At 35.1% G+C, this 12,583-nt stretch carries 10 protein-coding genes; 4 read left to right on the top strand and 6 right to left on the bottom strand.

What is annotated here, in order from left to right:
* Nucleotides 1-7: 7 nt before the first annotated feature.
* The 3 genes from AC5YGG_RS04010 to AC5YGG_RS04020 form a co-directional block, all read right to left on the bottom strand.
* Nucleotides 8-460: a DUF417 family protein gene (locus tag AC5YGG_RS04010; RefSeq protein ID WP_496143158.1), complete on the bottom strand. Its 453-nt coding sequence runs from the start codon at nucleotides 458-460 to the stop codon at nucleotides 8-10.
* A gap of 78 nt (nucleotides 461-538) precedes the next feature.
* A complete protein-coding gene (locus AC5YGG_RS04015) occupies nucleotides 539-787 on the bottom strand; it encodes a hypothetical protein (protein ID WP_496143159.1) in 249 nt (82 codons plus the stop codon).
* 23 nt (nucleotides 788-810) lie between these two features.
* On the bottom strand, nucleotides 811-1,362 hold the full coding sequence (locus AC5YGG_RS04020; protein ID WP_496143160.1) for a sigma-70 family RNA polymerase sigma factor: 552 nt from the start codon (nucleotides 1,360-1,362) through the stop codon (nucleotides 811-813).
* A 918-nt stretch (nucleotides 1,363-2,280) separates the two neighbouring features.
* On the opposite strand from AC5YGG_RS04020, the gene alaS reads away from it, so the two are divergent.
* The 4 genes from alaS (at nucleotide 2,281) to AC5YGG_RS04040 (ending at nucleotide 9,246) form a co-directional block, all read left to right on the top strand.
* The gene (gene alaS / locus AC5YGG_RS04025) at nucleotides 2,281-4,884 is read left to right on the top strand and encodes an alanine--tRNA ligase (RefSeq protein ID WP_496143162.1); all 2,604 of its coding nucleotides are present in this window, start codon (nucleotides 2,281-2,283) and stop codon (nucleotides 4,882-4,884) included.
* A gap of 288 nt (nucleotides 4,885-5,172) precedes the next feature.
* Complete coding sequence (locus AC5YGG_RS04030) at nucleotides 5,173-7,497, top strand: hypothetical protein (protein WP_496143164.1); 2,325 nt, start codon at nucleotides 5,173-5,175, stop codon at nucleotides 7,495-7,497.
* A gap of 36 nt (nucleotides 7,498-7,533) precedes the next feature.
* Complete coding sequence (locus AC5YGG_RS04035; protein WP_496143165.1) at nucleotides 7,534-7,770, top strand: hypothetical protein; 237 nt, start codon at nucleotides 7,534-7,536, stop codon at nucleotides 7,768-7,770.
* Nucleotides 7,771-7,776: 6 nt separating this feature from the next.
* Entirely contained in the window at nucleotides 7,777-9,246 is a 1,470-nt protein-coding gene (locus AC5YGG_RS04040) for a M20/M25/M40 family metallo-hydrolase (RefSeq protein ID WP_496143167.1), read from the top strand.
* Nucleotides 9,247-9,731: 485 nt separating this feature from the next.
* Here the strand turns inward: AC5YGG_RS04040 and ilvA are convergent, their stop codons facing one another.
* From ilvA to AC5YGG_RS04055, 3 genes are all read right to left on the bottom strand, one after another.
* Nucleotides 9,732-10,994, bottom strand: coding sequence for a threonine ammonia-lyase IlvA (gene ilvA / locus AC5YGG_RS04045; protein ID WP_496143168.1), 1,263 nt, complete (start codon nucleotides 10,992-10,994; stop codon nucleotides 9,732-9,734).
* A 13-nt stretch (nucleotides 10,995-11,007) separates the two neighbouring features.
* Nucleotides 11,008-12,054: a ketol-acid reductoisomerase gene (gene ilvC, locus AC5YGG_RS04050; RefSeq protein ID WP_496143169.1), complete on the bottom strand. Its 1,047-nt coding sequence runs from the start codon at nucleotides 12,052-12,054 to the stop codon at nucleotides 11,008-11,010.
* 231 nt (nucleotides 12,055-12,285) lie between these two features.
* On the bottom strand, nucleotides 12,286-12,567 hold the full coding sequence (locus tag AC5YGG_RS04055) for a hypothetical protein (RefSeq protein WP_496143170.1): 282 nt from the start codon (nucleotides 12,565-12,567) through the stop codon (nucleotides 12,286-12,288).
* Nucleotides 12,568-12,583 lie beyond the last annotated feature (16 nt).

The raw sequence follows: 12,583 nt of genomic DNA on the forward strand, positions 1-12,583 counted from the left end.
TAGCTTTTTATTCATTATTTTTTGTTTGAACGATCATTAATCCAAATCCTAAAAACATAAGATCTTTCAGGATAAAAAAATCTGTAACAGGTATTCCGTCTACTATTTTCCATATTCCCGGTGTTGTAAATAAATAACTTAATGTGACCAGAAAAGTGATTATCATTCCTATTCCTGCATATTGTTTTAAGAATACAAATTTCGCACTAAATATCAGTAATAAAGCAATGATAATTTCTATCACTCCAATAAGATTTGACACTGTCTGCACATCCATAATCTTATATACGAAAAAAGTAAGGAAATGGTTTTCCACCAAAGGTTTTATAGCAGCAGCTTCTGTAGGAGTAAATTTGAAAATACCAATCCACATCAGGATAAGAGCGGCTCCAAAAAGTGAAATATAATACCCGATCCGGGTTGAGAGATTCTGTTTAGATTTCTGTACTGTTCCGATCATTTTTTTAAATTTTAAATTAATACTTCGCTGTTTTCAGAAGTATAGTCGGAGCTTTTTTGAAATCCTGACAAAAATTATTTAAAAATTTAATTTATCAATCATTTTGTTTTTAAAATCCTGAATTTCAGACTCATTAATTTCAGTTTCTTTTTCTGAAAAAGTTTTTCTAAAAATCTTATCCAAAACAGCAAGCTTCTCATTGTACATTCTGCACCATTTGCAGATCAGCAGATGCCTGTCAAGTTTCCGGTTCTCTTTAGCTGAAATGGAATGAGCGTTTCGTTTCTCCATGAGTAAAGTAGCTTCACTGCATGGTAAAAACAACATATGTAGAATTTTTTTTATCATTTTTATACTCTTGAAAACCAGTTAAACTCCAGGCATTCTCTCAATTGCATCCGGCTCCGTTGAAGGACCTTCCATAGATTAGTCGCAGAAATATCTAATTCCTGACTTACTTCTGGGGCTTTTTTTTCTTCGAGGTAATACATTTTCAGTAAAATCTTCCATCTGGAAGGTAATTCTTCAATACATTCCTCTAATGTTTTATTAAAATCACTATTGTCCAAAAGCTCATTTTCCTCTCCTGATACATTCCAATCTTTCAGAACATCATTATTTTTCCAAGAACCAGTTTCATCAAAAAAGTGATCTAATCTTATATTAGGTTCTGATTTATATTTTTTTCGGTAAAAATCTGCAATTTTTCTATTCAGAATTGCCATAAGCCACGTCAGCGGCTTACTTTTACCCTCAAATGAATCATAATTTGAAAATGCAGCTATAAAAACATCCTGAACTACATCCTGAGCGTCTTCTTTATTGGACAGAAGATATAAAGCTTTCTTCAAAAGGGGTCCGGAATATTGTTCTATCCAGCTTTTCAGGATTTCATTTTTCATTCTTGAATGATAATTTTTGTCTTATTTCAGATATAAACGAAGGTAGTAAGTTAAATGGAAATGGCAAAAATATTCTTTGAACTGATGATTTTGTTGGGAACCGCAAAGACGCGAAGAATTTTAAATAAATATATGTTTTTAAGGCGCAGGGATTTTATCTCCGATAAAATTGTAAACTGTTTATATTGCCACGAATGCACTAATTATTTAATTACTTATATACTCTTCAACACATAAACACATGGAACTTAAGGATAAATAAAAGCTTTATTTTAATACAGAAAATAATTTGCTAAAAAAATTCGTGCATTCGTGGCAAAAAATAATAATTCTCTTTTGCTGAAAATCTTGGATTTTCTTGCGCCTTAAAATAAGCAGAAACAATTCAAAAAAACTGCGCCTTTGCGTTTTCCAAAATATATGATAGAAGAAGCTATTATATCAGATAGCATTTGTTTTGAAATGAATTTTGTTGGCAATCACAAAGACGCAAGGATTTTAAATAAATATATGTTTTTAAGGTGCAGGGATTTTATCTTCGATAAAATTGTGCACTGTTTATATTGCCACGAATGCACGAATTATTTAATACTTATATGCTCTTAAAAACATAGGATTTAAGGATAAAATAAAGCTTTATTTTAATACAGAAAATAATTATTCGCTAAAAAAATTCGTGCATTAGTGGCAAAAATAATCCAGAAATAATTCAAAAAAACTTAGTGTCATTGCGTTTTAAAAAAATTAATGATTCTACAGACATGATATTACCAATATATTTCTTTGTGGCGATAATTATTATGTCCGACATTTGATAAAACATCCTTGAAAATATCAAATATTAGATATTAAATCACCTAAAAATCTTAAATTTGCATCTTATCAAAATTTGATACTAAAAAAAGCAAAAGCAATACTATGACATCACAAGAGATACGTCAAAAATTTTTAGACTATTTTAAAAGTAAGGAACACCTTATCGTTCCTTCAGCTCCAATTGTGCTGAAAGACGACCCTACCCTTATGTTTTCCAACTCAGGAATGACGCAGTTCAAGGATTTTTTCCTTGGCTACAAAACACCTACCGCCCCAAGAATTGCCGATACTCAGAAGTGTCTTAGGGTATCTGGAAAGCACAACGATTTGGATGATGTAGGTAGAGATACTTATCACCACACCATGTTTGAAATGTTGGGGAACTGGTCTTTCGGGGATTACTTCAAAAAGGAGGCTATTGCTTTTGCCTGGGAATTATTGACTGAAGTATACGGAATTCCAAAGGAGAATTTATATGTAACAATTTTCGAAGGAGATGCATCTGAAAACCTTGACAGAGATCAGAATGCTTATGATTTCTGGAAATCTCACATTTCAGAAGATAGAATCATCAACGGAAATAAGAAGGATAATTTCTGGGAAATGGGTGCAAGCGGACCTTGTGGACCTTGTTCGGAAATCCATATCGATTTAAGAACTCCAGAAGAAAAAGCTAAAGTTTCCGGTTTGGAATTGGTGAACAACGATCACCCTCAAGTGGTGGAAGTTTGGAATCTCGTTTTCATGGAATTTAACAGAAAAGCAGATGGTTCTCTGGAAAAACTTCCTGCTCAGCACGTAGATACGGGAATGGGCTTTGAGCGTCTTTGTATGGCACTTCAAGGGAAATCGTCCAACTATGATACAGATGTTTTCACTCCATTGATTTCTAAAGTTGAAGAGCTTTCAGGTAAAAAATATACCGGAATTTTAGAAGATGAAAAAGATATTGCAATTCGTGTAGTTGTTGATCATATCAGAGCGGTCTCTTTTGCAATTGCAGACGGACAATTACCTTCAAACGGAGGAGCTGGTTACGTTATCAGAAGAATTTTGAGAAGAGGAATTTCTTATTCTTATCGATTCTTAGATATGAAAGAACCTTTCCTTTACAAATTGGTTGCGGTTCTTCAGGAACAAATGGGCGCATTCTTCCCTGAGCTTGAAAAGCAAGGAACTTTGGTAACAGAAGTTATTAAAAGTGAAGAAGATTCATTCTTAAAAACTATTGAAAACGGATTGATCAGAGTTGAAAAATTGATTCAACAGACGATTGCTGATAATTTAAAAGTATTACCAAGCGAAGAGGTTTTCGAATTATATGATACTTATGGTTTCCCTGATGACTTAACAAGAATTATTGCTGAGGAAAAAGGATTAACGATTGATGAGGAAGGATTCAAGGCTGAAATGGAAAAGCAAAAGCAGCGTTCTAAGTCTGATTCTGCTCAGAAAGTTTATGACTGGGTTGTTTTAGAGGAGAAGCCTGAAACTTTTGTGGGATATGACCAGATTGAATCTGAAACCTATATTACAAGATACAGAAAGGTAGAAAATAAAGACGGAGAATTTTATCAGGTTGTGCTGAGCAACTCCCCATTCTATCCTGAAGGTGGTGGACAGGTTGGAGATAAAGGTGTTCTTGAGAATGCTAGTGAAAGCTTCGAAGTATTGGAAACCAAAAAAGAAAATGGTCTTATCATTTCTCTTATCAGTGGTCTTCCTAAAGATGCTGGAGCAGTTTTCTATGCTAAAGTAAATGCTGCAGACAGAAAAAACTCTCAGGCAAACCACTCTGTAACACACCTTTTACATGAGGCGTTAAGAGATGTTTTAGGAACTCACGTAGAACAAAAAGGTTCTTATGTAGGTCCTGATTATCTACGTTTCGACTTCTCTCACTTTAATAAAATGACGGAAGAAGAAATTGCTTTAATTGAAGAAAAAGTAAACCACAAGATCAAAGAAAGTATTGCTTTACAGGAATTCAGAAGCATTCCGATTAAAGAAGCTCTGGAAAAAGGGGCAATGGCTTTGTTTGGTGAAAAATATGGTGACAATGTGAGAATGATTCAGTTCGGAAGCTCTAAGGAACTTTGTGGAGGAACTCACGTGAAAAACACGAGCGAAATCGGTCATTTCAAAATTACATCTGAAGGTTCTGCCGCTGCTGGGATCAGAAGAATTGAAGCTATTTCCGGAGATAAGTCTGAGGAATACTTCAAGAATCTTGAAAAACAGATCATTGAGCTTTCTCAATTGCTTAAGTCAAAAGATGTAGTAAAATCTATCGAGAAATTAATTGAGGAAAATGCTTCATTAAAGTCTGAGGTAGATGCTCTTAAAAAGGAAAAAGCAAAAGGAGAAATCAGCGACTGGAAAAATGCTTATGAGCAGAAAGGTAACAAGCAGTTATTGGTAAAAAAGACTTCTTTAGACGCTGGTTCTGTAAAAGATATTGTATTTCAGCTGAAGAGAGAGATCCCTACTTCGGTAACGATTATTCTTTCTGATGCAGACGGTAAGCCAATGATTACTGTTGGGGTTTCTGATGATCTGGCAGCAGACTATCAGGCAGGAGCAATTGTAAAAGATCTTGCCAAAGAAATCCAAGGTGGCGGTGGTGGAAACCCAGGTTTTGCAACTGCTGGCGGTAAAAACCTTGACGGATTAGAGAATGCGTATCAAAAGGCTTTACATATTTAAAAGATATCTAAACATATTGAAACTCCTGAATTGAAAACATTCAGGAGTTTTTTTATTTCAAAAATTCTGTAATTCCGAAAAGTTTATCTGTATTTAGATTCAATCTTATGCCTTTCAGAAAAAAACCATCTTTACATTAGATTAAATCAATGTTATACTCTGTTAAAAACTTTTATACAACAATAAATATTATTAATTTTGACATTGTTTTTTTAGATGAAAAAGGGTTTACAATTACTATTTTTTTTGATATTCTTTTTGGGTTACTCGCAACTGAAAATTAAGGTTGTGGATGATTCCAACCAAAAACCTGTCCCTAATGCAAAAATTTCCTGCGATGATAAGATTCTGGGTTATACCAATACGCTGGGTATTTTAGAATTTCAAACCGGCTGCAAGAATATCAATATTGAAGCAAATTCTTATCAGAAAGAAACAACTACTGTAGAAAGCAGTATGGAGATTTCTCTTCTTAAAAACTCATCAAAGACCACAGCTATTGATGCCATTGTCATTGAGGACAAAAGTGATCCTCGTGCCCTGGAAATTCTGAAAAAGGTCAACAAGCTATTCAATGAGAATTCTCCTAAAAGTCTGGGATCCTATTCTTATAAATCTTATGAGAAAGTATCTTTGGATATTGATGAAGACAGCCTTACCCAGTTCAACCAGTATTTTAATGAACTTAATCTTTTTAAGAAAAAGAGAGAAAAGGATTCATTGAGTAATATCAATGCGAGAAGGATATTTGCAAAAAGTAAGCTCTTCCTTTGGGAAAGGGCACAGGAATTTTTATATTCTAAAAAGTATGGAGAAAAAATCAATATTCTTGATAACAGAATTTCCGGTTTAAAACAGCCGGTTTATGAAATGATTGCTCTCCAGCAAAGTAACAGAGACGTTGTTCCTGAGCAATTAAAGCCTGAAAACAGAGGGCTTTACAGATTCTTTCTTTCGGACACGATAGAAGTAGATGGCAGACAAAACTTTGTGATCCGCTTCCGTGAGGTAAATTATAAAAAACCGGACAGAAAAAGAAAGTATAATGGTGCTATCTATGTAGATACTGAAACGTATGGAATCAAAAAAATTGAAAATTTCAGTAAAAACAAAAATGACGGTATCATCACAAGTACATGGGTATTTTATAATAACAAATGGTTCCTGGCGCATGAAACAGCCAAGCTCAAAATGGGCAAAATGGCTATGGGAGATAAAGACCACATTGACAGAAAGGACAAAAAGAATTTTAACACTTATGCTTATCTGACTTCTAAATACTTTGATTTTGCATCCCCAATTGAGGAAAAAGCCAAGGATTTTAAAGGATATACTTTTTCGGTGAAGAGTATTGACGGACATTCTCTGGATCAATACAGAACTGATCAGCTTACTGAAAGAGAGCAAAATACTTACAAAACTATTGACAGTCTTGGAAAAAGATATAAAATCGACAGTAAAGCTCAAATCATTTCCGGCTTACTCAATGGAGCAATAAGAATAGGATCTGTAGATTTTGCCGTGGATGAGGTTGTTAATTATAACTCGTACGAAGGCTTCAGACTTGGGTTAAAGGCTAAAGTAAATGAAAACTTCAATCCTTATATTTCTCCTGATTATTATTTTGCCTACGGTGTGAAAGACAGATCCTGGAAATACGGGATGGGGATTGATGTAAAAACTACTTTGGAGAAAAATTCATTTTTCAGATTCGATTTTTATGATGATGTTACTGCTTCCGGAGAGTTTTACAGAAGGCTCTGGAATTTCAAAATGAGAATGATGAACTTTGGAAATAACCTTAATAATGATAAGTATTTTCATTTCAAAGGAGCTTCGTTGTCTTATCTGAATGATGTGACAAACGGGCTTACTCTGGCTCTTGCGGTAAGGAGAAATACGGAGGAGGCTCAATTTGATTATCAGTTTAAGGATAGCGGATCTTCATTTAAAAACTTCAATACATTATTTACATTAAAATATTCACCAAATTCTACGAATATCATGACGCCACAGGGAAAATCCCTGATCGATCAGAAGTACCCGGAATTGTATTTCAATTACGAACAGAGTTATAAAATGGCAGGTGGAGATTTTAATTATTCCCGTTTTGATGCTCTTTTTGTACACAATTTCAAAACAGTAATCGGAACTACAGGATTTCGTCTTTACGGAGGAATGGTTTTAGGAGCTGCCCCTATATGGAAGAATTTTACAATGAACGGACTTGCTTCTCCTGGGAAGGATTTTAATTTTAACTTAACTTCATTTCTTGGATTTGCAACTTTGGAAGGCGGAAAATATTATAATGATAAATTTGTTGCTTATTATTTCACTCACAGGCTTCCCTGGTATTTCAAAAGCTTCGGGCATAATGTTTCCAGCTTCGATTTTGTATTACGAGGAACCATCGGAGACATGAAACATCCGGAATACCATCAGTTTAAGTTCAGAAAGCTTGATCACCTTTATCAGGAAGTTGGACTGGAATGGAATAACTTCCTTTCTAGCTATTTCAACTTAGGGTTATTCTATAGAGTGGGCTATTATGCAACGCCTCATTTCAGGGAGAATTTTGCTATTCAGTTTAAATTGAAGTTCCTTGAATTTTAAATTCCGATCTTTACACATTTATATATAATTAATATCATGCAGAGAATAGAAATAAAAGCGGAAGCGTTTTTTGAATTATTAAAATTAAAAGACACTTCAATGTGGGAAATTTTCTCACAGATGATCAACGGTGAGGAAAAAGAAATTATATTTTTAGATCATGAAGATAAGATTCTTTTCAACTATATTTTGCCTTCTGATCCGGAAAAACTGGAAGAAGACAGAAAGGAGTTTTCAAAACAATTTGCTGATAAACTGGGCAGCCTAAATTAAAAGCTTATGAATAAAAATTATGTTTTTTCCCTATTGAGTTTTCTTTTATTCAGTATCGGGAATGCTCAAAGCTATAAGAAGCCATTGGTTTCTGCTATCAAGGAAACAGACCTGAGAAAGGATATGTATGAACTTGCCGCAGATCAGTTCTGGGGTCGTGAAGCCGGAACTCTGGATGAATTAAAGGTATCAATGTGGCTTGCCGATAAAGCTAAAGAAGCCGGAATGAAACCTGCCGGTGATAATGGTACTTTTTTTCAGTTTTTTGAAATGTACAGACATCAGGTTACCCCACAAAGTACGTTGAAAATTGGAGAGAATAATCTAAAATTATGGAAAGATTATCTTGTTGCTGAACCTGTAAATTCTACTCTGGATGGAGAAATTGTTTACGCAGGTAATGCTGAGCCTGAAGATCTTTCTAAACTGAATATCAAAGGAAAGATTCTTGCTGTAAACGCTTCTGATAAAAACATTGATAAGGAAATGACACTTTTTGTAAGAAGATATCCTGGATTTGTAAGAACAAAATATTATAACAAAGCTAATGAGCTGGGAGCCAAAGGAATTATCTTCATTACTGATGATATTTCTGACAAAAGCTGGGTAGAAGTACTTCCCCAAATGACCAGAGGAAGCTATGGTGTAGAAGGTTTAAGAGAGAAAATCACTAATAACATCCCTGTACTTTGGATCAAAAGAGAGAATGCCAACTGGGTAAAAAACAATCCCAAATTCTCCCTTAACCTAATGACTGAAACCTACAAATATCCTTCTGTAAACATCATCGGAAAGATTGAAGGCACAGATCCTGTTCTTAAAAAAGAATATGTTCTTCTAAGCGGACATCAGGATCATGACGGAATCAGACATCCTGTAAAAAATGACACCATCTATAACGGTGCAGATGACAACGCAAGTACTTGTGTAGCAATGCTGGCAATGGCAAGAGCTTACAAAAAACAACCTTCAAAAAGAAGTATTTTGTTTGTATTCCACGGTGCTGAGGAAAGAGGGTTACTGGGTTCCAGATGGCACGCTGCTCATCCTGTAGTTCCGAAAGAGAATATTGTAGCTGTTCTGAATGGCGATATGATTGGAAGAAACGATAATAATGAAGCGGCTTTACTGGGTGGAAACGCTCCCCATAAAAACTCTGAAGAGCTTGTAAAAATAGCTGAAGATGCCAATAATGAAAGTACAAAGTTCAAATATCTGAAAGATTGGGATTCTCCACAACATGCTGAATATTTTTATTTCAGAAGTGATCATCTTCCGTATGCTAAAATTGGAATTCCAGCCATATTTTTCACAAGTGTGCTGCACGATCAATACCATACACCGCAAGATGAATCTGAAAACATCAACTATAAAAAGCTGTATAAAATGACAGAATGGATGTACAGAACATCCTGGAAAGTTGCCAACGAGGCTGAACGTCCGAAAGTGATTTCAAATTTTACGCTTGAAAGATAAATGCTAAACTCCGGCTCACGAATGTGAGCCGGAGTTTTCTTTTAGTGATGCCACGAATGCACGAATATTTTTAGTTGAGTGCTATAATTTTTCTTCTTATATAAATGAAAATAAACATATTGTTTTGTCATTTCGCAGAAATTCAGCGTCCTATTTTAATATACAACGTTTAGATTCTTTCAGAAATCACAAATTCGGCATAGTCAATGATAAATCCCAACAAGCTTCCACAGATTTCGCAGATGATTATATTATATTTTCACACTGCAAACAAAGGAAAATTCGTGCATTGGTGGCTAATAAAATATGGATGATTTTCAAAAACTAAATCAGCAGATTCATTAAAAATTACAGATTCGACATAGCCAAGGATAAATCCAAAAAAGCTCTCACAGATTTCGCAGATGATTATGCTTTATTTTCACATTGCAAACAAAGGAAATTCGTGCATTGGTGGCTAATAAAATATGGATGATTTTCAAAAACTAAATCAGCAGATTCATTAAAGAAGGATCATTGTTGAGGTAGTTAACAAAAAAGTCCTGCTTTTTCATATTGTCCATCAGTGGAGTAAAATCTTCTTTTTGTTTCAGTGCAATTCCTACAACTGCTATCCCTTTTTCTTTTGAATTTTTCTGAGTGTATTCAAAAAAAGTAATATCATCATTCGGTCCCAGCACATCCATCACAAAAGTTTTTAAAGCTCCCGGACGCTGAGGAAACCTTACCAGAAAGTAATGTTTTAAGTTGGTATAAAGCAAAGCTTTTTCTTTGATTTCTTCCATCCTCGTAATATCATTATTACTGCCACTGATGATACAGACTACGTTTTTTCCTTCAATCTGCTCTTTATATTTTTCAAGAGCTGCCACAGAAAGTGCTCCTGCCGGTTCTACCACAATAGCATCTTTATTATATAAGGAAAGAATTGTCTCACATACCAACCCCTCTTCTACTGTTACCATATCGTGTAAAGTATTTTTACAAATCTCAAAAGTAAGATTTCCTACCTGCTGTACAGCGGCTCCATCTACAAAACGGCTGATCTTTTCAAGATGAACGGGGCTGCCATTTTCCAGTGCTTTTTTCATACTTGCAGCTGCTGAAGGTTCTACTCCGATAATTTTGGTTTGGGGAGATAACTCTTTAAAAACAGTACAAACCCCTGCAGCTAATCCGCCACCGCCTATCGGTACAAAAAGATAATCAATAGGCTCGTCTGCCTGTTCAAGAATTTCCAGTGCAGCAGTAGCTTGTCCTTCAATAATTGCAGGGTCATCAAAAGGATGAATAAACATTCCGTTCTGCTCATTACAAAACCTCATCGCTGCATCTTTAGCTTCATCAAAAGTATCTCCATGCAAAACAATATCAATATAATCTCCACCAAACATTTTTACCTGTTCCAGCTTTTGTCCCGGAGTAGGCAAAGGCATGAAAATAGTTCCCTTAGCTTCCATTGTATTACACGCAAAAGCAACACCCTGAGCATGATTTCCTGCACTGGCACAGACAATCCCTCTGGAAAGCTCTTCCTGAGACATCGTTGCCATTTTATTGTATGCTCCACGGATTTTATAAGATCTCACCCTTTGAAGGTCTTCTCTTTTGAATTGTATTTTTGCATTATAAACTCTTGACAGATTGTTATTAATCGCTAAAGGTGTTTTAACACAGACATTTTCAAGCCTTTCTGCTGCTTTATAAATAGTATCCAACATGGATAGATAGGTTTCTCCCGTCCTCATTTTACATTTTATATTAATTGTTCTCCGGTCTCAGGCTACGGACTGTTTTCCCTGCTTTCCACATTTCACTTTCTCTTAATTCTGCCAGCTCAGCGTTCAGTTTTTCTCTGTAATCTGGCTTACTGTTGCTGTCAATAGATCTTTGTGCTTCATTTCCTTTGGCAACATTGTCATAAAGTTCTTCAAATAAAGGCGAAGTAGCATCTCTGAAACGCTTCCACCAGTCTAAAGCACCTCTTTGAGCCGTTGTACTACAATTGGCATACATCCAGTCCATTCCGTTTTCTGCTACTAATGGCATCAATGACTGAGTCAGCTCTTCTACTGTTTCATTAAATGCTTCGGAGGGGCTGTGTCCATTTTTCCTTAATACATCATATTGTGCAGCAAATATTCCCTGAACAGCTCCCATCAAGGTACCTCTTTCTCCGGCAAGATCACTATATACTTCTTTTTTAAAATCTGTTTCGAATAAATAACCGCTTCCGATGGCAATTCCCAATGCTGTCACTCTATCTCTAGCCTTTCCTGTAGCATCCTGATAAACGGCAAAACTACTGTTCAATCCTCTGTTTTGAAGGAACATTCTCCTTAATGAAGTTCCTGAACCTTTAGGAGCAACAAGAAAAACGTCTACATCTGCCGGAGGAACAATTCCTGTACGTTCATTAAAGGTAATTCCAAAGCCATGAGAGAAATACAATGCTTTTCCGGGCGTAAGATGTTCTTTTACTTTGGACCAATATTCTATCTGAGCCGCATCACTTAATAAATAACAAATAATTGTTCCCTTCTCTAATGCTTCTTCTATTTCAAATAATGTTTCACCAGGCACAAATCCGTCTGCTACAGCCTTATCCCAGGATTTAGAATTTTTTCTCTGACCTACGATCACATTAATTCCGTTGTCTTTCTGGTTCAATGCCTGCCCCGGTCCCTGTACTCCATAGCCAATTACTGCTACAACCTCATCTTTTAATACTTCCTGAGCTTTATTTAACGGAAATTCTTCTCTTGTTACTACGTTTTCCTCTACTCCTCCAAAATTCAATTTTGCCATTTTTTTTGATTTTATTTGTTGTTTGATTTTTAAATATTTAACACTCTGTATTTTAGCACAAACGATTTATAAACACTTTAGTTTCTCATAAGTAAGTTTAAATAATGCTGAATAAGAAGTTCACATAAGGTGAGAATCAGCGATTTTCAAAAAAACTTAAGTGTACTTAGTATGCATAAAGCTTGTAACTTAAAAATATCTTAAGTGTTATTTTAGCTGTTCATAACTGGTTTAGCTAGCGTATTCTATTGCTGTGAGGTATGGGTTTTTATGATAATGAACCTCTAATACATCTACCTGTTTTTCCATTTGTCTGGTTATTTTCTGAACTGATTCTTCTGTTTCTCTGATCGTAATCACAAACTTTTTGATATTCTCAGTTTCTGAAGGTCCCATATTAAAATGGGTCATGGAAATCCTACGTCTTGAGAAAATAGCATTGATTCTGTTCATCAATCCAAAACAGTCTTCTGTATAGGCTGTTATGGTATATTCTTTATTTTCTGTATTCATTTATTTGTTGATTTTG

It is taken from the genome of Chryseobacterium sp. CS2K3 (assembly GCF_059515185.1).